Source organism: Sphingobium sp. UBA5915, assembly GCF_002431195.1.
GTDB lineage: Bacteria > Pseudomonadota > Alphaproteobacteria > Sphingomonadales > Sphingomonadaceae > Sphingobium > Sphingobium soli.
On sequence record NZ_DJDV01000072.1, the window covers coordinates 16,853 to 41,195 of the forward strand.

At 62.4% G+C, this 24,343-nt stretch carries 27 protein-coding genes; 16 read left to right on the plus strand and 11 right to left on the minus strand.

Annotated elements, in window-relative coordinates:
* A complete protein-coding gene (locus tag B2V90_RS11685) occupies window positions 1-237 on the minus strand; it encodes a hypothetical protein (protein ID WP_037516025.1) in 237 nt (78 codons plus the stop codon).
* Between the two features lie 239 nt (window positions 238-476).
* On the opposite strand from B2V90_RS11685, the gene B2V90_RS11690 reads away from it, so the two are divergent.
* The 5 genes from B2V90_RS11690 (at window position 477) to B2V90_RS11710 (ending at window position 7,842) form a co-directional block, all read left to right on the plus strand.
* A complete protein-coding gene (locus B2V90_RS11690) occupies window positions 477-2,792 on the plus strand; it encodes an AAA family ATPase (RefSeq protein WP_037516022.1) in 2,316 nt (771 codons plus the stop codon).
* Complete coding sequence (locus tag B2V90_RS11695; protein WP_037516019.1) at window positions 2,789-4,693, plus strand: UvrD-helicase domain-containing protein; 1,905 nt, start codon at window positions 2,789-2,791, stop codon at window positions 4,691-4,693. The genes B2V90_RS11690 and B2V90_RS11695 overlap by 4 nt, the downstream gene beginning before the upstream one ends.
* A 334-nt stretch (window positions 4,694-5,027) precedes the next feature.
* Complete coding sequence (locus B2V90_RS11700; RefSeq protein WP_201282443.1) at window positions 5,028-5,483, plus strand: DUF6932 family protein; 456 nt, start codon at window positions 5,028-5,030, stop codon at window positions 5,481-5,483.
* The gene (locus B2V90_RS11705; protein WP_037516014.1) at window positions 5,480-6,745 is read left to right on the plus strand and encodes an XRE family transcriptional regulator; all 1,266 of its coding nucleotides are present in this window, start codon (window positions 5,480-5,482) and stop codon (window positions 6,743-6,745) included. The genes B2V90_RS11700 and B2V90_RS11705 overlap by 4 nt, the downstream gene beginning before the upstream one ends.
* 11 nt (window positions 6,746-6,756) lie before the next feature.
* Window positions 6,757-7,842, plus strand: coding sequence for a beta family protein (locus B2V90_RS11710; RefSeq protein WP_146037329.1), 1,086 nt, complete (start codon window positions 6,757-6,759; stop codon window positions 7,840-7,842).
* Here the strand turns inward: B2V90_RS11710 and B2V90_RS11715 are convergent.
* Window positions 7,799-8,431, minus strand: coding sequence for a sce7726 family protein (locus B2V90_RS11715; protein WP_146037330.1), 633 nt, complete (start codon window positions 8,429-8,431; stop codon window positions 7,799-7,801). The two genes, B2V90_RS11710 and B2V90_RS11715, sit on opposite strands and share 44 nt — an antisense overlap.
* Before the next feature lie 142 nt (window positions 8,432-8,573).
* Between B2V90_RS11715 and dut the strand changes: the two genes are divergently transcribed.
* From dut to B2V90_RS11740, 5 genes are read left to right on the plus strand one after another with little or no spacing between them, the layout of a single operon-like run.
* Window positions 8,574-9,044: a dUTP diphosphatase gene (gene dut / locus B2V90_RS11720; RefSeq protein WP_037515999.1), complete on the plus strand. Its 471-nt coding sequence runs from the start codon at window positions 8,574-8,576 to the stop codon at window positions 9,042-9,044.
* Between the two features lie 58 nt (window positions 9,045-9,102).
* Window positions 9,103-9,654: a dUTP diphosphatase gene (locus tag B2V90_RS11725; RefSeq protein WP_293921389.1), complete on the plus strand. Its 552-nt coding sequence runs from the start codon at window positions 9,103-9,105 to the stop codon at window positions 9,652-9,654.
* Window positions 9,655-9,658: 4 nt separating this feature from the next.
* Complete coding sequence (locus B2V90_RS11730) at window positions 9,659-10,063, plus strand: hypothetical protein (RefSeq protein WP_009820773.1); 405 nt, start codon at window positions 9,659-9,661, stop codon at window positions 10,061-10,063.
* Window positions 10,060-10,827 (plus strand): HesA/MoeB/ThiF family protein, encoded by a 768-nt coding sequence (locus B2V90_RS11735; RefSeq protein ID WP_228221841.1) that lies wholly within the window; start codon window positions 10,060-10,062, stop codon window positions 10,825-10,827. The genes B2V90_RS11730 and B2V90_RS11735 overlap by 4 nt, the downstream gene beginning before the upstream one ends.
* Window positions 10,815-11,180: a DsrE family protein gene (locus tag B2V90_RS11740; protein WP_228221842.1), complete on the plus strand. Its 366-nt coding sequence runs from the start codon at window positions 10,815-10,817 to the stop codon at window positions 11,178-11,180. Before B2V90_RS11735 ends, B2V90_RS11740 begins: the two co-directional genes overlap by 13 nt.
* 5 nt (window positions 11,181-11,185) lie before the next feature.
* On the opposite strand, the gene B2V90_RS11745 is transcribed toward B2V90_RS11740, so the two are convergent.
* Genes B2V90_RS11745 through B2V90_RS11755 form a run of 3 tightly spaced genes read right to left on the minus strand, consistent with a single transcriptional unit; the run spans window position 11,186 to window position 12,155 of the window.
* Window positions 11,186-11,362: a hypothetical protein gene (locus tag B2V90_RS11745; protein WP_009820770.1), complete on the minus strand. Its 177-nt coding sequence runs from the start codon at window positions 11,360-11,362 to the stop codon at window positions 11,186-11,188.
* Window positions 11,359-11,568, minus strand: a complete 210-nt coding sequence (locus B2V90_RS11750) for a helix-turn-helix transcriptional regulator (RefSeq protein WP_009820769.1) — start codon at window positions 11,566-11,568, stop codon at window positions 11,359-11,361. The genes B2V90_RS11745 and B2V90_RS11750 overlap by 4 nt, the downstream gene beginning before the upstream one ends.
* Window positions 11,565-12,155 (minus strand): hypothetical protein, encoded by a 591-nt coding sequence (locus tag B2V90_RS11755; protein ID WP_228221843.1) that lies wholly within the window; start codon window positions 12,153-12,155, stop codon window positions 11,565-11,567. The genes B2V90_RS11750 and B2V90_RS11755 overlap by 4 nt, the downstream gene beginning before the upstream one ends.
* A gap of 140 nt (window positions 12,156-12,295) precedes the next feature.
* Between B2V90_RS11755 and B2V90_RS11760 the strand changes: the two genes are divergently transcribed.
* A complete protein-coding gene (locus B2V90_RS11760) occupies window positions 12,296-12,970 on the plus strand; it encodes a glutathione S-transferase family protein (protein WP_228221844.1) in 675 nt (224 codons plus the stop codon).
* A gap of 2 nt (window positions 12,971-12,972) precedes the next feature.
* A complete protein-coding gene (locus B2V90_RS11765; protein WP_228221845.1) occupies window positions 12,973-13,647 on the plus strand; it encodes a hypothetical protein in 675 nt (224 codons plus the stop codon).
* 55 nt (window positions 13,648-13,702) lie between these two features.
* Here the strand turns inward: B2V90_RS11765 and ndk are convergent, their stop codons facing one another.
* The 4 genes from ndk to B2V90_RS11785 form a co-directional block, all read right to left on the minus strand.
* The gene (gene ndk, locus B2V90_RS11770) at window positions 13,703-14,125 is read right to left on the minus strand and encodes a nucleoside-diphosphate kinase (protein ID WP_009820765.1); all 423 of its coding nucleotides are present in this window, start codon (window positions 14,123-14,125) and stop codon (window positions 13,703-13,705) included.
* Between the two features lie 71 nt (window positions 14,126-14,196).
* Window positions 14,197-14,622 (minus strand): hypothetical protein, encoded by a 426-nt coding sequence (locus B2V90_RS11775; protein WP_293921393.1) that lies wholly within the window; start codon window positions 14,620-14,622, stop codon window positions 14,197-14,199.
* A gap of 39 nt (window positions 14,623-14,661) precedes the next feature.
* Complete coding sequence (locus B2V90_RS11780) at window positions 14,662-15,099, minus strand: DNA polymerase III subunit chi (protein ID WP_228221847.1); 438 nt, start codon at window positions 15,097-15,099, stop codon at window positions 14,662-14,664.
* A 10-nt stretch (window positions 15,100-15,109) separates the two neighbouring features.
* The gene (locus B2V90_RS11785; RefSeq protein ID WP_228221848.1) at window positions 15,110-16,549 is read right to left on the minus strand and encodes a leucyl aminopeptidase; all 1,440 of its coding nucleotides are present in this window, start codon (window positions 16,547-16,549) and stop codon (window positions 15,110-15,112) included.
* Window positions 16,550-16,788: 239 nt separating this feature from the next.
* On the opposite strand from B2V90_RS11785, the gene B2V90_RS11790 reads away from it, so the two are divergent.
* From B2V90_RS11790 to rsmA, 4 genes are all read left to right on the plus strand, one after another.
* The gene (locus B2V90_RS11790; protein WP_414711602.1) at window positions 16,789-19,020 is read left to right on the plus strand and encodes an LPS-assembly protein LptD; all 2,232 of its coding nucleotides are present in this window, start codon (window positions 16,789-16,791) and stop codon (window positions 19,018-19,020) included.
* A gap of 85 nt (window positions 19,021-19,105) precedes the next feature.
* Window positions 19,106-20,494, plus strand: coding sequence for a peptidylprolyl isomerase (locus B2V90_RS11795; protein ID WP_009820760.1), 1,389 nt, complete (start codon window positions 19,106-19,108; stop codon window positions 20,492-20,494).
* On the plus strand, window positions 20,472-21,497 hold the full coding sequence (pdxA, locus tag B2V90_RS11800; protein ID WP_228221849.1) for a 4-hydroxythreonine-4-phosphate dehydrogenase PdxA: 1,026 nt from the start codon (window positions 20,472-20,474) through the stop codon (window positions 21,495-21,497). Before B2V90_RS11795 ends, pdxA begins: the two co-directional genes overlap by 23 nt.
* On the plus strand, window positions 21,490-22,329 hold the full coding sequence (gene rsmA / locus B2V90_RS11805) for a 16S rRNA (adenine(1518)-N(6)/adenine(1519)-N(6))-dimethyltransferase RsmA (protein ID WP_228221850.1): 840 nt from the start codon (window positions 21,490-21,492) through the stop codon (window positions 22,327-22,329). Before pdxA ends, rsmA begins: the two co-directional genes overlap by 8 nt.
* A 3-nt stretch (window positions 22,330-22,332) precedes the next feature.
* Here the strand turns inward: rsmA and B2V90_RS11810 are convergent, their stop codons facing one another.
* A complete protein-coding gene (locus B2V90_RS11810; RefSeq protein ID WP_228221851.1) occupies window positions 22,333-23,883 on the minus strand; it encodes a M56 family metallopeptidase in 1,551 nt (516 codons plus the stop codon).
* Window positions 23,880-24,248: a BlaI/MecI/CopY family transcriptional regulator gene (locus B2V90_RS11815; protein WP_009820756.1), complete on the minus strand. Its 369-nt coding sequence runs from the start codon at window positions 24,246-24,248 to the stop codon at window positions 23,880-23,882. Before B2V90_RS11815 ends, B2V90_RS11810 begins: the two co-directional genes overlap by 4 nt.
* Window positions 24,249-24,343: the final 95 nt, after the last annotated feature.

The window sequence follows — 24,343 nt, forward strand, 5'->3', positions numbered from 1 at the left end:
CTACATCTCGATCCAGAGATGATTGATCTGGATTGGTTCGAGGCCGACGCACCGGTGATGGCGCGATCGCAACGCTGCCGTGCGCCGCAGAAGACCACCTAACTTCGCCAGCGTCGCCGCCCGGTCGAATTTGTCCAACCGCGCGGCGAGCCTCGGCAGGCGCTGCTCGACCGCGCCCACCGTCATTGCGCCGCCCGCCGACATCATCGCGTCAAACATCATTTCCATGCCAGCCATCGACCTCTCCTCGCCCGGCGAAGCTGACGCGTTATAGCGAAGGGCCGACGAAACACCCTGGAGATGGTGGCGACAACAGCGCCGCGAAAGAGCGGTTGTGAAATTGGGAAAATCCACAACGGTCTCACGGCTTGGCTTTGGCTTCCCAACTCAGATGCGGCAGCAGGTCAGGCGCCAATAGTGTTGCGTCTCAAGAATTTGGCGTCACATTATATAGCCCAAAAGCCGGGAGGGTCCGCGTGCACATCGAGTTTGTCGAGATTGCCAATTTTAGGAAGCTGCTGTCCGCGCGTGTCGATCTTTCTACCACAACAACGCTGTTTGTCGGGGCAAACAATAGCGGCAAGACCTCGGCGATGCTTGCAATGCGGCGGTTCCTCTCGCCGCGACGCTGCCCGTTTGAGATTCACGACCTGACTCTATGCCACTGGCCGAACCTTATTACGCTCGGTGAAAGCTGGATTGCAGCACGCGATGCGGATGAAGTCGTCGATCTGACGATCGCACCGTGGGTGAGTTCGTTGCCGACGCTCGATCTCTGGCTTCATGTCGAGACGGGCGAGATGCACCATGTGCGCGATCTCATACCGACGCTAGACTGGGAGGGCGGCCGTCTCGGGGTCCGGCTACGGTACGAGCCCAAAGATCTCGGGCTGCTCTACAAGGATTTCATGGGCGCCGTGACCGATGCCGAGGCCATGAAGGCCGCTGCCATCGCCGCGGTCGCGGTCGAGCACCCGGACGTCGATCCGCAGCCCGACCCGCCCAAGCTAACGGTATGGCCGACCAACCTGATCGACTTTCTCAGCAAGCGGCTCTCTGCGCATTTCACGATCCGCGCCTATACGCTCGATCCGGCGCTGCTTGTCGACCCGGTCAAATCACAGGCCCAACCGCAAGCACTGCCTCTCGCCTCGTTGCCGATCGAGGGCGATCCGCTGAAGGGTCTTATCCGGGTCCATGATATCCCCGCCCAGCGCGGCTTCGGCGAAGAGCAGTCGGGGGACGATGATGACGATACGCCGGTGTCCGCATCGAGCAACCGGCTCTCGGACCAGCTGCGCAGCTATTATGCGAAGCATCTCGACCCGACCAAGGGCCCCGACCCTAAGGATCTCGGTGCTCTGCAGGCAATTGAAGCTGCGCAGGACGCCTTCGATAAGCGGCTGACCGAAAGCTTCACGGCGGCGTTCAGCGAGGTCGAGGGCATGGGCTATCCCGGCGTCACCGATCCCCGGCCTCGAGTCTCGACGCGGCTCAAGGCAATTGACGGGCTCAACCACTCAGCCGCGGTCAGCTTTGAAGTCGATGTCATCGCAGAGGATGGTGTGACCATGCCGCTTCTACGGCTACCCGAGGCTAACAACGGCTTAGGCTATCAGAACCTCATCTCGATGATCTTTCGGCTTATGAGCTTCCGCGACGCCTGGATGCGGGTGGGCAAGGCCTCAAAGGGCGGTGTCATTAATAGCACCGAACCATTGCACCTCGTGCTCGTCGAAGAACCCGAGGCGCATCTGCACGCCCAGGTGCAACAGGTCTTCATCAAAAAGGCCTATGCGGTGTTGCGCGCGCATGACGACCTGATCGGCAATGACAAGCTGCGCACCCAGCTCGTCGTCAGCACCCATTCGAGCCACGTCGCACACGAGACGTCGTTCGCCTGCCTGCGTTACTTCCGCAGGCTGCCGGCCGGCATGGTGGCAAAAGTGCCGGTCTCGACGGTCATCAACCTCTCCGAGGTATTCGGGACCAGCAACGATACCGAGCGGTTCGTGACGCGCTACCTGCGTGCTCAGCATGCCGATCTGTTCTTCGCCGACGCGGCCATCTTGGTCGAGGGTCCGGCCGAGCGCATGCTGCTGCCGAACTTCATCCGCGCGCATTACGACGAGCTCAACCAATGCTACATCACGCTGCTCGAGATTGGCGGCAGTCACGCGCATCGCTTGAAATCGCTGATCGATCATCTTGGCCTACTTACCCTTATCGTTACCGACCTCGACACGCTCGACAAAACGGGCGGCGCATCGGTGCAGCCGGCAATGGGTGTTGATCAGAAAACCAACAATGCGACCCTCAAGACCTGGGTGCCGGGCACCGATGACGTCGACACGCTGCTCGATGCACCAGTCGCGTATAAGATCCAGTCGCAGCCTGAAGATCAGCTCTTTGCGGTGCGTGTCGCTTATCAGACCCCGCTTACCGTGACGCTGCCGGGAACCGATGCCCCGGAGATCGCTCTGCCCTACACGTTCGAGGACGCGCTGGTGTTCGAGAATTTGGCGTTCTTTGCTGCGTTGAAGGGCACCGGTCTCGTACGCAAGTTCAGCGACGCAATCGAGGCAGGCGGCGGGGCCGCCGCAATCGGCGAGCAGATGTACCTTGCCCTCAAGAATGGCAAGAAGGCTGAATTCGCCCTTGACGTGATTGAGACCGAAGGATTCAAAGATCTTGTCGTTCCGCGATACATCGCTGAAGGGCTCGAGTGGCTGCTACTGCAGCTCAAGAAGAAGCGCGTCGAGATCCTGCCCAAGGTGGAGGTAGCCGTGTGAGCACCGTGCCTGACGATGATGTCTTTGACGCTAAGGCCGACGAGACCATCCTTGCCTGCCTTGATCTCGACAAGCCTAAAAGCTTCTTCCTCTATGCCGGTGCGGGGTCCGGCAAGACGCGATCGCTGGTCGAAGCGATCCGTATCGTGTGCCGTGAACAGGGGCGGCGTCTCTCGCTCGCCGGACAGAAGATTGGTGTCATCACCTATACCAATGCCGCCTGCGACGAGATTAAGCAGCGTCTTGAGTTCGATCCCCGCGTAGAGGTCTCGACCATCCACGCCTTCGCCTGGTCGCTGATCGGCGGCTACGACGGTGACATCCGCAAATGGGTCGCTGCCCGAATGCTGCAGGACATCGCGGAACTGGAAAAAGCGCAGGCCAAGGGCCGCGCGACGAGCAAGGCCGCGATCGATCGTGCCCGTTCGATCGAGAGTAAGCGCCGACGCCATGCCGGGCTCGATGCTATTCAGCGGTTCATCTACAGCCCAACCGGAGACAACCGCACACGCGATGCCCTCAATCATGCCGAGGTGATCGCGATGACAGCGGAGTTCTTGACGGCCAAGCCTGGTCTACGTCGGCTGTTAGTTACGCGATTTCCAATCCTGCTGATTGACGAGAGCCAGGACACAAGCCGACGGCTGATGGATGCGCTGCTCGACGTTCAAGCGGCGCATCGCGAAAGCTTCATCCTGGGCCTGTTCGGTGACACGATGCAGCGCATCTATGCCGATGGAAAGACCGGCCTTGCCGAAGCCATTCCAGAAGACTGGGCAAAGCCGCGTAAAGAGATGAATCACCGCTGTCCGACGCGGGTCATTGAGCTTATCAACAAGGTTCGGCGTGACGATGACGGCCAAGAACAGCGGCCGCGCGCCGATGCGCAACCGGGGGTAGCCCGGCTCTTCCTGCTTCCCCATACGACCGCAAACAAGTCAGCGGCGGAAGCAGCGATCGCGCAACGAATGGCTGATATTGCTGGAGATCCAGCCTGGGCAGACGGTTCGGAAGCGATAAAGACGCTGGCGCTTGAGCATATGATGTCGGCGCGCCGGTTCGGGTTCGAGCAGTTCTTCGAACCGCTCTATGCCGTCCAGCGTATCAACACCGGGCTGCTCGACGGGACTGGTGCTGGCCTGGGCATCTTTACGCGTGAGATCCTGCCGTTGGTCAAGGCCCTACGAGTTGGCGATCGGTTCGCGACGGCGGCAATAATCCGCAAGACCTCGCCGCTGCTTGACCGTGACGCGCTGAGGGATGCCGGCGAGGCGCAGCAGGACCTGCTCGATCGAGCGAAAGGGGCCTGTTCGGGGCTGCTGGCGCTGGTCGACGGGCAACCCTCGGCGAGCCTGCGTGACGTGTTGCGCTATGTCGCCGAGCACCGATTGTTCACTGTGCCGGACGTGCTGTTGCCCTTTGCCGCCGCCGACCCCGACCCCGACCCGGTAGACGGGAACGACGCGGACGAGGACGAGGAAGAAATCGACATTAAGAGTGAGATCGCCGCCTGGCGGCAAGCGCTTGAGGCGCCGTTCGGTCAGATCGACAAATATGACCGCTATGTCTGCGGCTTTTCGCAGTTCGACACCCATCAGGGCGTGAAGGGCTTGGAGTTTCCAAGGGTGATGGTCGTCATCAGCGACGAGGAGGCTCGCGGCTTCTTATTCAACTATGACAAGTTGTTCGGCGCAAAGGGGAAGAGCAAGACCGATCTCGACAATGAGGCGGCAGGCGAAGAGACGACAATCGATCGTACACGGCGCCTTTTCTATGTGACGTGCAGCCGCGCCGAGCGGAGTTTGGCAGTCGTCTATTACGCTGAGAATCCCACAGCATCGCGCGACGCGCTGCTGCAGCAGGGTTGGTTCGCAGAAGATGAAATCGAGATTGTGAACTGAGGCCGAGTGTCACAACCGAGTGGTTGCGAAACCTGTCAAATAGCCGCATTTTGCCTCCCGCAGCTGAAAGCAATATGTCAGCAGGCGGTCCAATCTCAGTCGGCCAAAAAGATTAGCGGTGCGATCGCAGAACGTCGGTATTTGACAATGCCCGCCGTTCGTCGCTTCGTCGGTGAATGGCGGTTTTGTTCCACGATGCGGAGTTTCGCTTTCAGCAGCAGCCGACGAGTCGCCGTCAAATGAGGCGAATGCTTGGTTCTCGCAAACCGCAAACGCCACTATTTCGCTGGACAGAAATGGACACAACGATATAGTTGTGTTCATGATACCAGACTTGATCGAGCTGGGCTCACCTTGCCCTTGGGCCGTGCTGCCGCCCGGCATTCACGACACGACCCTCGCTGAGGTAGAGGCTCGCTTCGCGACCACACCTCATCGCAAGTGGCTGTTCGATGGCTTCGTCCGCATGGTTCAGGTTCTGGCCGCCGCCGGCTGCCGTTATGTTTATCTGGATGGAAGCTTCGTGACCGCGAAACCGCACCCCGGTGACTACGACGGCTGCTGGGAGCATGTCGGGGTCGACCCGGCCAAGCTCGATCCGGTTCTTCTCGATTTCGACAACAAGCGAGCAGCGCAAAAAGCAAAATACCTCGGTGAGATGTTCATTGCCGGAATGCCCAACGGGCCGGGCGCACCCTTTCTCGACTTCTTCCAAGTCGAGAAGTCATCCGGCCAAGCCAAGGGCATTCTCCGCATTCCGCTCGCGCCGCTGAAAGGAGCGACGCCATGATCACCAACGAAAAGCAGTACAGGTCGTCGAAGGCTTCGATCGAAAAGCTCGCGGAAGCCTTTGCCGCACTCGAGACGCCGACCAGCGACTTCCCTGAAGTGTTCGCGAAGGCGCAGCGCTCGGCACTGCGCAGCCAAATCGACGAACTCGAGGAGGACGTGCGCTTCTACGAAGACCTCCGCGCGGGCAAAATTTCGGAATTCTCGGCGGATAGCCTTCACGATCTTCCTGATATCCTCATTCAGGCCCGCATCGCGCGCGGCATGAGCCAGAAGGATCTCGGGGATTTCCTCGGCGTCGCCGAACAGCAAATCCAGCGCTACGAATCCGACCGCTATCGCATGGCAAGCCTCGACCGACTCACGGAGGTGGCCGACGCCCTGAACGTGCGCATCGTCGAGCGCGCCCAACTGGTCGGAGGCCCGAGACTCGATAGCGTCGATCCGACGGTTTGGCAGGCATTCCCGGTCGCCGAAATGTATAAACGCGGCTGGTTCGAGGACTTCTCGGGCACGCTCTCACAGGCAAAGAAGACTGCCAGCGATCTAATCCCGTCATTCCTGCGGGGTACTCACTCGCAGTTTGCGCCGATGGCCCTTCACCGCAAGTCGGTACGATCGAGCGGACAAGTCCATGAAGCCTCCATTGCCGCTTGGGAAGCGCGAGTTCGGGCACTGGCCGATCGAAATCCGCCCGACTGCGCGTTCGACCGAGACCGTCTCACTGCGGAATGGGTGCGCGGCCTGGTCGGGCTCAGTCTGGAACACAATGGACCACGCCTTGCAGCCGACTATCTGCGCGATGTAGGCATATCGCTGGTGATCGAACGCCACCTGCCAGGCACGTTGCTTGACGGTGCCGCGCTGGCGTCAGCCGATCATCATGCCATTGTCGCGATGACCCTGCGTCACGACCGGCTCGACAACTTCTGGTTCACGTTGCTCCACGAGATCGGCCATCTGAAGCTGCACATCCGGTTGGGAGAATACGCGGCGATCTTTGACGACAACGACTCGCCGGCAGCCGACAAGGTTGAGCAGGATGCCGACTATTTTGCGCAGGAAGCCCTGATCCCAGAGGCAAACTGGAACCTTGCTGTGTCGCGCTTCACCCGCAACGACAAGGCGGTCGTGGCCGATGCCAAACGCTTTGGCGTGGCACCTGCGGTGATCGCTGGCCGGATCCGGCGGGACGCGAATGACTACACGCTGTTCCGGACGCTCGTCGGCAATGGCGAAGTTCGCCGCCAGTTCGATATTTGAGGGACGACGACATGCCAATTACGCACACCGACTACGTGCCGATCCTCAAATGGCGGCAGGGCGAGTACCAAGCGCTCTTTCGCCTGCCGGACGCCGTTAAGGACAGGACCGTTCCTCTTATCGAGATCACACCCCCGGATTTCGATTTCGAGGCGTGGACACCTTCGAAGTCGATCGACGATCACGTTGCAAAGTTTGCCGCTCGCTTTCGAGCCAAATGGGGAACGCGCCTCGCGCTGCTCGACTGCGGCCTGCTGGATCCGGCTGAGGTGATGCAGGGCGGAAAGCATCCAATGCTATACCTGTGCGAGGAGGCTTTCGCACAGGGAGCCACGCTTGTCCCGGTCATTAGACTGAACAGCAACGCAGGCTATCGCACGGCCGTGAGAGCCGCGAACGCATTGATGCAGACCGGAGTGATATTGCGCTGTTCTCTGGACGAAGCTCTGGATCCCGATTTCGACCGCAATGTTGGTGTAGCACTTCAGCAACTCGGTGTGACCATCGCCGAATGCGATGTGGTTCTCGACCTCGAAGCCCCTGCCTGGGATCCTCAGGACGTGCTGATCAACATAGTCACCGCTGCGATCCAAGCATCGAATGCCATGGCGACTGCGCGCAGCCTCATCCTCGCGGGTACATCATTTCCCGCTTCTATGGGCGAGGTGACCGGACCCATTCAGTTCTGGCCTCGGCGGGAATGGACGTTTTTCCGGGCGCTACTGGCTAATCTGGGCGAGACCCTCCGCAAACCGACATTTGCTGACTATGCCATTGCCGCCAATGGGTACTCACAAATGGACATGAGGAAAGTGAAGCCTTCGGCAACGATCCGCTACGCCTGTGACGATGGCTGGATTATTGCCAAGGGTGTCAACGTGCGTGACAACGGGTTCGGGCAGTATCGGGGATGCAGCGGCACCGTTACAGGATCAGCCCACTTTCTGGGTTCGGGTTTCTCGCCCGGCAGTGACTATATCGAGCAGTGCCGAGACGGGATTGCCGGCACCGGGAGCCTGTCCACATGGCGGTGGGTAGGCTCGAACCATCACATCACAAAAGTGGTGGCCGATCTCGCCACGATGTTCGGGCCTTGAGAGTCTCGCGGACAGTCTGCGATAGACGGCGCAGCGGCAGCCTATCCACCAACATCTTGTAGAGCGTCGCGCGTGGAGCGCGGAGTTCTCGCTCCGAGACGCCAAGACTTCTCAGGATCGCTTGCGCTTCAGGTCGCCACAGCAGACGAGCCAGAATAAGTGGATCGATACCCTTGTTTGCTCGTTCCGGTCTGACACGACGGAACCGCACGCCCTGGGTCGCGCCGCGCTCGGCGACCATGATGCCCCACCAATCAGGCACCATCGTCATGGCCGATGCGAGATGTTTGGGATCGACGATCAACAAGGCCTTATCGACGACCTCGCCATAGGCGGCCACCTGCCTGGGCAGGCGCTCGAGAGTGTCAGCCTCTGCCTTGATTTCGACGCCACGGATGTGCCCGTTGATCACAGCAATGTCGATCCGGCAGTTGCCGTGATCGAGGCCGAGTTCGTCGATGACCAGAGTATCGGGACAGGCTCGGGCGTGCGTCAGCAACCGCCGATAGGCGGCCTGCCTGATATCACTGTCTCGAAGCCGTCTCAAAGCCATCCCGAATCGATAGCCGTGGTTATAGCTGAGTGGCAACGGTCAATGTTACGCCGGGCCTGCCATGACTTATCGGATTGGGAATGTACGGTGTGTTGGTGCCCCCCTTTATAGCTCTGCGAGGTTAGGCTAACCTAGGTGCCTAGCCAGATTTAGAAAACAAATTTTCGAAGGAAATGAGTTGAACACCCCTGAATTTGAACTGCGCGTGCTTGATGAACGAGTCAGAGAATGGGGCCTTCCCTCGTTTCAGACGGATATGTCGGCAGGTATCGACATGTATGCATGCCTTGATGAGCCACTCGAACTTCAGCCTCAAGCTGATGCGGTGCTTATCCCAACCGGCGTGGCGATACTTATGAACGACCCTAACATTGTCGCTTTTCTTCTCGCTAGGTCGGGGCTGGGTCACAAAAAGGGTGTCATACTCGGCCAGTCCGTAGGCACCATCGATGCTGATTATGCCAATCAGATCTTTATTAGCACGTGGCTGCGTACCCCGCCGGGGAGCGATCCGGTCATGATCAATCCGGGCGATCGCATCGCACAACTCGTCTTCTTGCCTATCCTGCGACCTTCGTTCCGCGTTGTAGAGGAATTTTCAGCCACCACCTCTCGTGGGATGGGTGGGTTTGGCTCAACCGGTGTTTGAGATCGAAAGGTTTCAGTAGATCACTCCCAGACATTTGGGCGCTCGCCGGCGTTCAAGGATGGGGGCGAATCTGACGGAACTGAAAGAGGACATTAAAGTGACCAGTGCGGCTCTTAGGCGACAACCCTTCAAGTGGCATCCAAGCGGTGAAGTACCTGGCTTTAGCCCGGTCACCCGCGCTCCTTGGCTTGCCCGCAGGCGCTTCCTCAGCGACACCAGTGCACTTGGCGAGCGAGTTGCCGCCTTCGGCGGTTACGATCGGTTGACTTCGAAAATAAATTTCGAAGTCAACCGATCGTCCAGAATGGGCGTCGGTCTTACCAACAACCGTCGCGAATCAGGGGTCAGGTTCACCCAAAGAAAATGGGTGAACCTACAAACACCCCTATTCCATATAGGGTTCACCCAAACTGGTGACCTGAAGCCTGACTATCGCGGCGAAGTGAAGATCATCCTTATCAATTTGGGCGACGAGCCCTTTGCCATCGCGCGCGGCGACCGGGTCGCCCAATTGGTGGTCGCGCCGGTCCAGCTTGCCAGTTTCGCAGAAGTCGATAGTCTCGACGATACCGCCCGGGGAAAGGGCGGCTTTGGTTCGACCGGAGTGTGACGCCATGACCATCCTGCTTTCCCTGATGCTGGCCGCGGCGCCTGTACCGGCGGCGCTACCCGCGATGCCGCAGGATCTGAGCCAGGTTCCGGTCATCGACCGCTGGCTGGGCCGCAGGATTTCGCCGCGCTGGTCGGAAGATGTGGCGCGTCAATATCGCAAGGGCAATTGTTCGGGCGCGGTGCCCTATGAAGGGTCCAACCTGCTGGAAATCGACATGCTGTTCCTGCTGTCGGGTGATGGCAAGCCGCTCAAGGTCGCGCCGGTCAACGCCCAATGCCCCGAAGTCGAACAGTTTGTCAGCAATCGCATCCTGGGATCACTGCGCGGGTCATTCCCGAAAAGCGGATCGGCAGAACCGCACTGGATGCGATCGCAGGTGCGTTTCCTCTGGTCGGACGCACCGTGACGCTCACCGACGCGCAACTGGACCGCTATGCCCGGCATATCGTGTTGCGGGAAATTGGCGGTGCGGGCCAGATGCGACTTCTGAACGCGGACGTCGTTGTTATCGGCGCGGGCGGCATCGGCAGCCCCGCGATCCTGTATCTGGCGGCTGCGGGCGTTGGCACGATCCGCGTGATCGACGATGATGTGGTGGCCCTGTCCAACCTGCAACGGCAGGTGCTGTTCGGCACCGACGATATAGGGAGTCCTAAGGCGGAAGCGGCAATGGCGGCGGTGGCGCGGATCAACCCCGACGTGAAGCTGATCCCCATCAACGCGCGGATCGATGCCGACAATGCCGGCCTGATGTTCCGCGACGCGGACGTGGTGCTGGACGGGTGCGACAATTTCGCGACCCGGTTGATCGTCGCCGATGCCGCGCAGCGACTGCGCATCCCGCTTGTGTCGGCGGCCGTCGGCCCGTTCGAGGGTCAGATGGCGACCTATCGGGGGTGGGAGGCCGACAAACCCTGCTACCGCTGTCTGGTGGGCGATCCGCAAGATGCGCCGGAGCGCAACTGCGCCGAAACCGGCGTGATCGGCGCGCTGACCGGCACGATCGGCAGTCTGGCGGCGCTGGAGACGATCCGCGCGCTTGTCCCGTTCGGGACGGACATGGCCGGCCAATTGCTGATCGCCGATCTTTTGACCATGCGATTTCGCACAGTGGATGTTGCCAAGGACCCGGCCTGTTCGGGATGCGCGATGGAACTATGCGCGCCCTGACCATCATCGTTGCGGCACCGGACCCGGAGCGTTTGCGCGGTGCGCTGACATTGGCGGCAGCGCAGGCGGCGCTAGGCGGACAGGCGCGGCTTTTCCTGCAACTGGATGCCGTCGCACTGCTTCGTGCACCGATCGCGGCGCCGCGTGATGCCGGTCATAAGGCTGCGGGACTGCCGTCGCTTGAAGAACTGCTCGCAGAGGCGCTTTCGCTGGGCGTCGCATTGAGCGCCTGCCAGAGCGGGATGAGCCTTGCCGGCCTATCCCTCGCCGACCTGCCCCTAGGGACAGAGGTCACCGGGCCGATCGCCCTGTTGCAGGCCCAGACCGAGGCAGATCGCCTGATCTTCGCCTGAACCGATCAACGCAGGATCGGCAGGCGCCAATGGAGACCCGGCGGCCGGGCGTGGACTACGGGGCCGGGCGACAGGGCTTCCGCCCGCCAGCCTAACGCCACGGGCAGCACGCCGACATGCGCCGCGCCCCATAAGGCGGCAAGGCATATCAGGATAGCCGCACTGGCGCGCACCAGCTTCATTCCCCCGCTCCTTCTTCGTCGCGCAGGAAAATATCCTCTATTTGCAGCGCAAACAAGTCAGCGATGCGGAAGGCGAGCGGGAGCGAGGGATCATATTTCCCGGTTTCGATCGCGTTGACGCTCTGGCGCGAAATGCCCAGTCGCGTAGCAAGCTCCCCCTGGCTCCAGTCGCGCTCGGCGCGCAGCAACTTGAGCCGGTTCTTCACGCCCGCGCCCAGGTCAGGCAGCGGGACACGCCGATCGCGATGACGAAGACGGGGATGGCCGCCCACGCAGGCACATGAGGAACGAGTCGGAATTGCTCGAGGAAACCCCAGATGGTTGCCAGCACCAGCAGGGCTCCGGTGCCGAACAGGGCGGATTGCGCCAGTTTCAGGCGGAGATACTCATCCTTCTCCTCGATCAGCAACCGCGCCATCGCGGCGACCATGGCCAAGGCGCCGGCGGCCGGCAACAAGGCAAGCCCCCAGAGCAGCGCGCCTGTCGGTTCCCAGTTTTTGTAGGCATAGACCGCCAGGAACAGGCCCAGCGTGTAGAGCAGGCTGCCCGCCACCATCCGGCGATTGTAGCGGCGCATGGCGGGCGACAGATTGCCTTCGAACCGTGCCGACCGCTCGGCCGCCCGGACGATCGGAATGGTCATGCCAGTGGCGGTCAGCATGATCGCCAGCGTCCCGGCCCAGCCAAGGTCGAATTTGTGGACAATGAGGCCTGCAACACCCATCGCGCCGCAAAAGGCGAGGCACCACAGAAGGACGGGATGCCGCGAACGGGCGGTCGGAATAGGCGGCATGGCAAAGCTCCTTTGACATAATGTAAAGCTTCATTGACATACACGAATGCAGATTGTCAAGGACAGTTGACATTGCGGTTCATGGTCGAGACTCGTCTTCCCGCTCGACTTGGGTCCGGCCGGGGCGCTAAGAAGGGCGCATGATGAAGCTCTTTATCGGCAACAAGGCCTATTCCAGCTGGTCGCTACGCGGTTGGCTGGCGTGCAAGCTGTCCGGCCTGCCCTTCGAGGAAGTCGTCGTTCCGCTCTATGACCAGGCATGGGAGCAGCGGCGCGAGGGCGACGAATTCGCGCCATCATCAGGCAAGGTGCCGATCCTGTGGGACGGCGACGACATCGTCGTGTGGGACAGCCTGGCCATCGTCGAATATCTGAATGAAAAGAGCGGCGGCGACCGGTTCTGGCCGGCCGATCCCGCGCCGCGCGCCATGGCGCGGTCGATGGCGGCGGAGATGCACAGCAGCTTTGCCGCGCTGCGCCGCGAGCACAGCATGAACATCCGCCAGATCTACCACCCCGTCCCGCCATCAGACGGCGTCGCGCAGGATATAGCGCGTATCATGGAATTATGGGCGCAGGCGCGCGCGCGTCATGGCGGCGAAGGCGATTTCCTGTTCGGCGAATTTGGCGCGGCCGACATCATGTTCGCGCCGGTCGTGACCCGATTCATCACCTATCAATTGCCCGTCGCGCGCTTCGCCCAGGGCTATATGCAGGCGATCATCGCCCATCCCTGGATGCAGGAATGGATTGGCGGCGCGCAGGCGGAGGATTGGGTGATCGACCGTTTCGAAAGCCCGCCGCAAACGGTGTGAGCATGACGGACGAACCGGAAGCAGTCAGCGAAACGGCCAAGGAAGCCCGTGCCAAGGAAGCCGCCGCGATTCGGCGGCGCTGGATCACTCTGGGCGAAGGCATTGCGGTGCTGGCGGTCACGATTTCGGCCCTGACGCTTTATATCAACTGGTCGGACAAGCAGGACCGGCGCGCCGAGAAAGCGGCGGAAAGCCAGGCGGCGTCCGTGCGCGCGGCGCGGCTGGTGCTGCATGCCGATTCGGTAGAAGGCGACCGCATCCGGCTGCGCACGACCGACCCGGCCCAGATCGTGCAGAGCCAGACCATCCTGTTTCCCAAGGCGCTGGAGCTGACGCCGGTCGATACCACCGGCGAACCGCGCATCGAGGCGGACTGGTTCGCCAATCCCCTGAAGCGGGCGCGGGAACAGGCGAAGCTGCCCGATGACAGCGTGGGCGACGAAAAGCTGCCCGTGGCGATCGTCACCCGCTTCGTGGTCGATGGCGAGCCGCATGAAAGCGCGGCGCTGTACGATATCGGCTATGGCATTACCGGCCGTTGGCTGGCGGGGCATCGGTTGAGCCTGCGCGGTCTGTCGCTGGTGGACGCGGTCACGGTCGCGGGTGCGCAAAAGGCGCTGGACCGGCGCTGGGCGGGGATGCCGGCGGGGCGGCCAGCCCAAAAGCCCGGCGCATAGAAAAAGGGGCCACCTTGCGGCAGCCCCTGTTCATCCTGAACGGGTCAGGCGTCGATCAGCCGACGATTTCCTCGGGCTTGAAGAAATAGGCGATCTCGATTGCGGCATTTTCCTCGCTGTCCGAACCATGGACCGAATTGGCTTCGATCGATTCGGCATAATCCTTGCGGATCGTGCCTTCGTCCGCATTGGCGGGGTTGGTGGCGCCCATGATGTCGCGGTTGCGCTTCACGGCGTCCTCGCCTTCCAGCACCTGGACGACGACCGGGCCGGAGATCATGAAGGCGACGAGGTCGGCGAAGAAGGGGCGTTCCTTGTGAACGGCGTAGAAACCCTCGGCCTGTTCGCGGCTCATTCGGATACGCTTGGAAGCGACGACGCGCAGGCCGGCCTCTTCCAGCTTCTTGGTGACCGCGCCGGTCAGGTTGCGACGGGTCGCGTCGGGCTTGATGATCGAAAAGGTGCGCGTGACGGCCATGGCCCTCGTAACTCCGGATTGTTGGAAAGTTGCGCGCCCTTTAGACGCGGGCGGCATGGGCTGCAAGAGGCTTAACCTTGCGCCTTATCCTCATCGTGATCCCCACTCGCTTGACTATAAAGCAAATGGTGGACAACCAATATCAAACCGACAGCTATCCCTGACATTGCGGCCAGCGCAATCGAAAGGAAAGGGAGGGCTACGACGGCCGTAGATTCTGTCGATCGACGAACATCCTGCAAAGCGATCCAATACACCGCGATCATCGCCAGGGACGCCGCGACGAATAGCAACTTTAAGCCCTTATGTTCAGTTGCCAAAATGGCCACAAGCATGGCGATCTGCGGTGCACCGAAGAAAAAGCCCGCGATAAGCAGCAGGAAAGGAAGCGCCACCCAGCTTACGTCATCGGGCAAAGCCATTACAAAGCTGGTAGCAACCAAGCAAGCAGGGCATAGGAATGCCCCAAATAAGGCATATGCGTCCCATTTGAACATGCGCTACGTATAAGCTTGTGCAGGACAGGCAACAACCGCCTACGGCCCCTGCACCCACTTCCGTCCCTCCTGCCGCCAGAAGCGCGGTTCGACACCTTCCGCCTTGCTGAGCGTGCGCCAGCTGGCCCGCGCGCCGTCGATGGTGTCGGCGTCGAAGAAGTAAAAGGCGCGATCGAAGCCGAGCGCCTCCTCGCGCCACAGGCCGTCGGCCAGCGCGATGTGGCGCGCGCCATTGCCCGCATTGCAGGTGTCGCTCAGCAGGATCGGCTGGTGCGCCTCGCCGCCTTCGCCGGTGCGGCCATGGGCGAGGAAGCTTTCGGGCGGCCCCGCCCACAGGCCCTGCGAAATCCGGTCGAGCCGGTCGCCCTCCCCCGCCACCACCAGCAGCCGCGCGCCCATCGCCAGGATGCGCCCGGCGATCGCGGGCAACACCTGCTCGACCGGATCGCGGCTTAGCTGGTAGAAGTCGACCTGCATCGCCGGCGCGTCAGCGTTCGAACCGGTCCGTCACGAAGCGGTCGAGCAGGCGCACGCCATAGCCGGTCGCGCCCTTGTCCCATGTCGCGCCGGGCTTGTCGGACCAGACCATGCCGGCAATGTCGAGATGCGCCCATTTGACGCCTTCGTCGACAAACCGCTTGATAAACTGGGCGGCGGTAATCGACCCGGCATAGCGCGGACCGATATTCTTCATGTCGGCGATCGGGCTGTCGAGCAATTTGTCATAGGCGTCCGACAGCGGGAAGCGCCACAGCTTTTCCCCCACGCTCTGCCCAGCCTTCGCCAGCGAATCGGCAAGCGCGTCGTCATTGGCGAACAGGCCGCCATGTTCATGGCCCAGCGCGACGATCATCGCCCCGGTCAGCGTCGCCAAATCGACGATCATGTCGGGATTATAGGTTTTCTGCGCCCAGGTGACGGCGTCGCACAGCACCAGCCGCCCTTCGGCGTCGGTGTTGAGCACTTCGATCGTCTGGCCAGACATGGAGGTAACGACGTCGCCCGGCCGCTGCGCATTGCCGTCCGGCATGTTTTCAACCAGGCCGCAAATGCCCACGACCCGCGCCTTCGCCTTGCGCCCAGCCAGCGCCTTCATCGCGCCCGCCACAGCGCCCGCGCCGCCCATGTCCCACTTCATGTCCTCCATGCCCGCGCCGGGCTTGAGCGAGATGCCGCCAGTGTCGAAGGTCACGCCCTTGCCGATGAACACCAGCGGCTTGTCCTGCGCGCCGCCGGTGCCGTCCCATTCCATCGCCAGCAGGCGCGGTTCGCGCACCGAACCCTGCGCGACGCCCAGCAATGCGCCCATGCCCAGCTGCGTCATCGCATCCTTGTCGAGCACGGTGATCTTGACGCCCAGCTGTTCCAGATGACGGCAGCGTTCGACAAAGCTTTCGGGATAGAGGATGTTAGCGGGTTCAGCGACCAGTTCGCGCGTGAAGGCGACACCATCGGCAAGCGCGGCCTGCCGTTCCCAAGCCGCGTCGGCATCGCTGGCAACGATAGTGATGGTCTTGAGCGTGGGCTTGGCCTTTTCACTCTGGCGCGTGCGGTAAGTGTCGAAGCGCCAGCTGCGCAGACGGGCGCCGAACGCCAGGGTAGCGGCAGCCTCCCCGTTCAGACCTTCGACCGCGGCATGGGTCGCGCCACTGGTCGCCAGTTTCGCGACCAGCGCGCCGCCGGCCTTTTCCAGATCCTGGTCGCCGCCAGCCCCGGTGCCGAGCAGCAGGATGCGGACCGTCCGGCCGCCTTCTTCAGCGAAACTTTCAAAGCTGCTGCCTGCTTCACCGCTAAACCGTGACGCTGCTGCGCCCGCTGACAGCGTCGGTGCGGCCGCCAGCGGCAGGGAATCGAGCCCGCCCTTGGCAACGGCCAGGACCAGAGTGTCGGCGGCTTCGGGGCGGGTCGGGCTAAAACGGATATCCATCGGGGCGTTTTTCCTCTTGTCGATGTATCGGTGGCTACGGCAGGCGCCGCGCGGCTACTTCCGCAGATAGTGCCGCCCGGCGCGTCTGGCAAAGGCGTTCGACCGATTTTGCACGATTCGATCCACGGCTGGCGATTGCGGAGCGCGCAGCAGTGCGATAGGCGGGAAGGCCAGACGCGCCGTCCATAGAGGCCCATTGCTTGCAGACCGCCTTGCTTTTCCCATCCTTCAGCGCCCCCATTCGCGCCGTCCTGCTGGGCGGCGTGGCGCTGGTCGCGTGCCAGCCGGCGCTGGCGCAGCAGCTCAACGAACCGCAGACGCCGATCAGTGCGCCCGACGCGCCGATGCCGGCCAGCGAGGACCAGATCGGCTTTGCCGCCGACACGCTGGAATATAATAGCGAGACGGAGATGGTCACGGCCAGCGGCAACGTCCAATTGCTGCGCGAAGGCAATCGGCTGCGCGCCGACAAGGTCGTGTGGGACCGCAACAGCGGCAAGGTGGAAGCGCAGGGCAATGTGTCCGTCACCGACCCGGACGGCAATGTCGCCTATGGCGACCGCTTCGACGTCACCGATAGCCTGAAGGACGGCGCGGTCGACAATATGCTGCTGGTGCTGCAATCGGGCGGTCGGCTGGCGGCGGTCAAGGGCACGCGTACCAACGGCGTCTATACGCTGGAGCGCGCCGCCTATACCGGCTGTTCGGTCGAGGATAGCGATGGCTGCCCCAAGGAACCGACCTGGCAGATCAATGCCGTGCGCGTTGTCTATGACCCGACCCGCGAGCGCGTCACCTATCGCAACGCCAATATTGAATTATTCGGCCTGCCGCTCATACCACTGCCTGGTTTCAGCCATCCGGTCGGCGACAATGGCGGCAGCGGCCTGCTGGTCCCCAATCTGCGCTATGACCGCAATAACGGCTTTGAAGTCGCGCTGCCCTATTATTTCAAGTTGGCGCCCAATCGCGACCTGACGATCACGCCGCATGTCTATACCGACACGCTGCCGATGCTGGAAACCAATTTCCGGCATCTCTACGATCGCGGCGCCTACCAGATTACCGGCTATGTGACCCATGGCCGGCGCGTCGCCACTGGCGAAAGCCCGGTCGGCACGACCATCGCCGACAGCGAAAAGGACATTCGCGGCTATCTCGATGCGTCAGGGGCGATGCAATTGTCGCCCGAATGGAGCCTGGACGGGTCGATCCGGGTGGCGACCGACCGCACTTTCCTGCGCCGCTACGATATCAGCCGTGAGGACCGCCTGAGATCGACCATCGGCGCGCAGCGTATTGGCGAAAACAGCTATTTTTCGATCCGCGGCTGGGCGGTGCAGACGCTGCGTCCCGGCGATTCGCAGGGCCAGACGCCGATTGCGCTGCCGGTCATCGACTATCGCTTGCGGATGAAGGACCCCTTGCTGGGCGGCGTGCTCCAGCTTCAGGCCAATACGCTCGCGATCACCCGCACAGCCGGTCAGGATACGCAGCGCGCCTTTGCCGGGGCGGAATGGAACCTGCGCACATTGACGGGGCTGGGCCAGGAAGTGACCTTTACCGGCTATCTGCGCGGCGACGTCTATCATAGCAGCGACAATGCACTGACATCGGTAGCAAGCTATGCCGGCGATCCGGGCTGGCAGGCGCGCGGCATTGCCGCGGCGGCGGTGGACATGCGCTGGCCGTTCGTGGGCGAAGCCTTTGGCGGCGTGCAGCGGATCGCGCCGCGCGTGCAGATCGTTGCGTCCCCGCATCTCGCCAATCTGTCGCTGCCCAATGAGGACGCGCGCGCGGTCGATCTGGAGGACAGCAACCTCTTCGCGCTCAACCGCTTTGCCGGCTATGACCGGTTCGAGGATAGTTCGCGCATCACCTACGGTCTGGAATATGGGCTGGACCTGCCCAATTTCTCGTTGAGCGCGATCATCGGCCAAAGCTATCGGCTGGATCGGCAGGAAAGCATCCTGCCCGACGGCACCGGCCTGTCGGATCGTACGTCCGACATCGTCGGGCGCACCACCGTTCGCTACAAGGATTTCGTCAGCCTGATTCATCGCTATCGGCTGGACAAGGACAATCTGTCGGTGCGCCGCAACGAAATCGACGCGACCGTGGGCAGCAAGAAAACCTATGCGATGGTCGGCTATCTGCGGCTCAATCGCAATGCGCTCACCGGGCTGGAGGATTTGCAGGATCGTGAGGAATTGCGCCTGGGCGCCCGCGTGCAATTCGCGCGCTTCTGGTCGGTGTTCGGATCGACCGTCGTCGACCTGACCGATGCGAAGGAAGATCCGGTCAGCGTATCGGACGGCTACGAACCGGTCCGGCACCGGCTCGGCATCGCCTATGAGGATGATTGCCTGACGCTGGGCTTCACCTGGCGGCGCGATTACCAGACCAATGGCGACGCGCGAAAGGGCAATGGTTTCCAGCTACGGCTAGCTTTCCGCAATATTGGCATATAAGGAACGGGCTTCGTCCTCTCGTCAGGGCCGGTTAAGGCGGGGCTGTGCATCAGGCGCGGAACCGCATTGGAGTTTATTGCCGACGATGCTGCCTGCCGTTTCCTCGTCCAGCCGCCTGACCCGCGGCGCGCGTATCCGCTTGCGCACCCTTGTCCTGTCATCGGCCCTGGTCGCCGCGGGCATCCAGCCCGTCGCCGCGCAGACGGTCGATGACGACGACGCAAGCATGGCCGCGCAGCAACTCAACCTGCCCAAGGACGTCACCGTCTTTGGCCAGAGCGACCCCAATGTTCGCAAGGCCACCGCGATCGTCAATGGCCGCATCATCACCGGCACCGATGTCGACCAGCGCCTGGCGCTCATCATCACCGCCAATGGCGGCAAGGTGTCGGATGAGGAAAAGGAGCGGCTGCGCGTTCAGGTGCTGCGCAACCTGATCGACGAAACGCTCCAGATACAAGAAGCGGCCGCCAACGACATCAAGATTGCGCCCGAGGAAATCGAGCAGAGCTATCAGCGGGTTGCGGCGAATTTCCGCAAGTCACCGACCGAGTTCGACGCCTATCTGCGCAGCCAGGGCAGTTCGGCCGCCAGCATCAAGCGCCAGATCGAAGGCGAGCTGGCGTGGAGCCGCCTGCTCCGCCGCAACATCCAGCCCTTCGTCAACGTGTCCGAGGACGAAGTGAAATCGGTCATCGACCGGCTGAACGCGGCCAAGGGCAGCGACGAATATCGGATCGGCGAAATCTATCTGTCGGCAACGCCGGAAAATCAGGCGCAGATCGTCGCCAATGCCCGCAACATCATCCAGCAGATCCAGCAGGGCGGCAGCTTCCAGGCCTATGCCCGGCAGTTTTCCGAAGCATCCACGGCCGCTGTAGGCGGCGACCTGGGCTGGATTCGCCCCGCGCAGTTGCCGTCCGAACTGGCGCAGGCCGCCGCCGAAATGCAGGTTGGCCAGATTGCCGGACCCATCGAGACGGTGGGCGGGGTGTCGATCATCTATGTCATGGACAAGCGCAAGGTGCTGACCGCCGATCCGCGCGACGCGCTGCTTAGCTTGAAGCAGCTGTCCGTGCTGTTCCCCAAGGGCACCACCAAGGAACAGGCTGGTGCCAAGGCTGCGGAATTTGCCGCGGCGGTGAAGGAGATCAAGGGTTGCGGCCAGGCCAATGAAATTGGCGCGCGCATCGGCGCGGACGTGGTCGACAACGACAATGTGAAGGTTCGCGACCTGCCGCCGCAGTTGCAGGAAATCCTACTGAACCTGCAAGTGGGCGAAACAACCCCGCCCTTCGGGTCGATCGAGGACGGTGTGCGGGTCCTGATTGTGTGCGGTCGCGACGATCCGGCATCGGCGAACGCGCCCAATGCCGATCAGATCATGGCGCAGTTGGAAGAGGAACGGGTCAACAAGCGGGCGCGCATCTATCTGCGTGACCTTCGCCGCGATGCCGTCATCGATTATAACTGACGCCGCGCCCCTGCTGGCGCCCTTCGCCGTGTCGCTGGGCGATCCGGCAGGGATCGGCCCGGAAATCGTCGCCAAAAGCTGGGTGATGCGCGAAGCGCGCGGCCTGCCGGCCTTTTTCGCGGTAGGCGACGCGGCGTCGCTGCGCGCTGTGTGGCTTGGCCCTGTCGAGCGGATCGACAGCCCGGAAGAGGCGGCGCAGGTCTTCCCGCGCGCGCTGCCGTGCCTTCAAGTCGGAGAAGCCGGCGAGGTCATTCCGGGCGCGCCCGGCGTCGATGGCGCGCGGGTCGCCTTCCAGTCGCTCGAGGCCGCGGTCGGTCTGGCCCGTTCGGGCTCGGCGGCGGGGATCGTGACCGCGCCGGTCGGCAAGGAACAGCTTTATGGCGTGGGCTTCACCCATCCCGGCCAGACCGAATTCATCGCCGAACGCTGCGGCGTGGCCCCGCACAACGCCGTGATGATGCTGGCCGGGCCAGCGCTCAAGGTCGTGCCGATCACGATCCATATCGCGCTGGCCGATGTGTCCGCCGCACTGACCATCGACCTGATCCGCGCCCGGGCGCTGACAACGGCCAAGGGCTTGCAGCGTAATTTCAACATCGCCCACCCGCGCCTGGCGGTTGCGGGGCTTAACCCCCATGCAGGCGAGAATGGCGCGCTGGGCCGCGAGGAAATCGAGGTCATTCGCCCCGCTATCGATCAGTTGCGCGCCGATGGGCTGGATATCGCCGGGCCGCTGGCCGCCGACGGCATGTTCCACGCACGCGCGCGCGAAACCTATGATGCCGCTCTGTGTATGTATCATGATCAGGCGCTGATCCCGATCAAGACGCTGAATTTCGATGAAGGGGTCAATATCACGCTGGGCCTGCCAATCGTCCGCACGTCGCCCGACCATGGCACCGCCTTCGGGATAGCCGGCACTGACAGCGCCAATCCCGGCGCCATGATGGCGGCGCTACGAATGGCGGCGGAGGCGGCACGAGCGCGCATCCTGCATGGCTGACGATCGACCGGCGCTGCCGCCGTTACGGGATGTCATTGCGCGACACGGGCTGGCCGCAAGCAAGGCGCTGGGACAGAATTTCCTGCTTGATGAGCAGTTGCTGGACCGGATCGCGGCCATTCCTGGCCCGCTGACGGACGCCTCCGCTTTCGAGGTCGGCCCCGGCCCCGGCGGCCTGACGCGCGCCATTCTGCGGGCGGGCGGACGACTGGTCGCGGTGGAGCGCGACGATCGCTGCCTGCCTGCGCTCGCTGAACTGTCGGATGCCTTTCCGGGCCAGTTAAAGGTAATCGCGGGCGACGCAATGCAGATCGACGCCCAGGCGGAAGCGGGCGATGGCGCGCATATCATTGCAAACCTGCCCTATAATGTCGGCACGCCGTTGCTGGTGGGATGGCTTTCGGCGGCCTGGACGCCGCTCCCCTGGTGGTCGAGCCTGACGCTGATGTTCCAGATGGAGGTGGCGGAGCGCATCGTCGCAAAGCCCGACACGGATCATTACGGCCGGCTGGCCGTCCTGTCGCAGTGGCGCAGCGATGCCCGGATCGCGATGAAAGTGCATCGCAGCGCCTTCACTCCCCCGCCCAAAGTCATGTCCGCGGTTGTGCACATAACGCCCAAGCCCACCCCCGAAGGCGTGCAGCTGAAGCTGCTGGAGCGACTGACGGCGGCTGCATTCGGCCAACGGCGCAAGATGATGCGTCAGAGCCTGAAGGGGTTGCCGGGCGCGCTGGACGCGCTGGACGCGGAGGGCATTGATCCCCAGCGCCGCGCCGAAACCGTCAGCGTCGAGGAATTCGTCGCTATTGCACGCCGGATGGGTCGCAACTGAGGCCTAATTGCCTTGGCCATCCAGTTCCGCAATATTGTCGTCAATCTCCCGCAGCGCTTCAGCGCGGGCTTGCGCGGACATGCGGGCGGCCGCTAGTTGCGCGCGCGCCGCGATCAAGCCGCTGCGCGCCGCCACCTTGCCCACATGTTCGGCCCGGCGCGCCTGCGCTTCGATCGCATTTTGGCAGATGCGCACGCGAATATGACGGCGGCCATTGGCATCGACCGTTTCGCGATGACTGGTGATGCCCTTGCCTTCGCACCCTTCGCGCACATCGACGACCGGCACCATACGGGTAATCTCCTCCTCTGTCGGGACGCGGTGCGTCACGACACGGCCATCGGCATGGGTGACGATGATGCGCCCCTTTTCGCTGCGCACCGTGACGGGCGGCGTCGGCGGCACCGGAGGAATAGGCGGCGTCATGTCGGCGGCCGGAGGAACAGCCGCGATCGGAGCCAAGGGCGTAACCGCCGGTACAGGCTCGCCCTCGGGCGCAGCCGGAGCAGCAAGAGGTGAAGGCATGTCACGGGCGGCAGGTAGGGCCGCAGCGTTTATGGTCGCATGGGCGGGCTGCGCAACGAGATCGGTCAGGCGCGTCAGATCGGCCTGCTCCACCTTTTGCGTGATTGCCGCCATCTGCTTCGCGGCGCGACTGCCCGATGCCGTCAGCGCCAGGCCGGCTGCGGTCGCCACTGCGACGGCGGCCATGCCCCAGCTGATGCGACGCAGTGAAGTTTCATGACTGGACAACATTTTCAGCCTCCCTTTGAGCGTGGCGAGACGGGTGAGATGGCAGGCGGCGGCATATTGGCGACCACCGGCGGCTTTAAGAATGGCGCGGCCATAGGCATGAGCTTGGTCGCTGCCATAGAGAGCAAGGACGCGGGCGTCGCAGGCTGTTTCCTGGTCGGCGCGGTAGGCCCGATAGGCGATCCAGGCGATAGGATTGCACCAGTGCAACGCCAGCAGCAGGAGCGCGATCATGTTGGCGACAAGATCACCACGTTCATGATGCGCCCGCTCATGCGCGATCGCCATGTCCTGCTCCTGCGGATCGTAGCGCAGGGCGAAATCCTGTGGCAGCACGATATGCGGATGGACGATACCGAATGCGAGCGGACCGGAGGCATGAGGACTGATCACGACATGGAGGCGCCCTTCCCAACCGACCGACGTTGCACCTTTCAAAATCATCCTGCGAAATCGTAGATAGCCAACCGCCTGGATGAAGACGAAGCTCACCATGCCAAGCAGCCAAAGGGCCATCACGAGTTCCAGCCAAGGCACGGCCGGACTGGTTTCTACGGTTTGCGCAGCGGCAGTTGGCACCAGAATGGCTGGCAAGCCCGACTGGTTCATGACCTGGTGCAGGGGCGAGGCATCTGCAACCTGATCAGGAAGAGCAGGCATCAGCATCCGTGCCAATGGCAGAATCCACAACATATAGGCAGCGCCCGCCCCCAGCCATCGTGCCAGGGGGCGCCGGACCATCATGACCGCTGCCATTAGCAGGCTGGTTGCAACCAGCGTTTCGGCAAGCCAGATGATCATGGCTTCAACCCTTTCAGAATATCCTCAAGTTCGGCAATATCGTCCGCCGTCAACTGATCCTGGCTCGCAAGCTGTGCGACGAGCGGGGATATGCGGCCGCCGAACAACCGGTTGACCAGCCGGCCCGATTCACTCGCTACATAGTCGTCCCGCTGGATGAGGGGGCGGTACAGAAAGCGACGGCCATCCTGGTCGGCGGCGATCACATCCTTGGCCATCAGGCGGGACAATAAGGTCTTAACCGTCTGCAGGCTCCAGCCGCGCCGTTCCACGACGCGATCGGCAACATCATTAGCGGTCTGGGGCGCGCATTCCCAAAGCGCCTCCATCACCACAAGTTCGGCTTCGCTGATTTTCTCGCTCACGACCCGGCCTCGACTCCGCCACAACCACAGTTGTAATCGCATCGTTTACAGCTGTAGTCAACAGGAAGGCGAAAGGATGTGAGCGATAGCGGTCA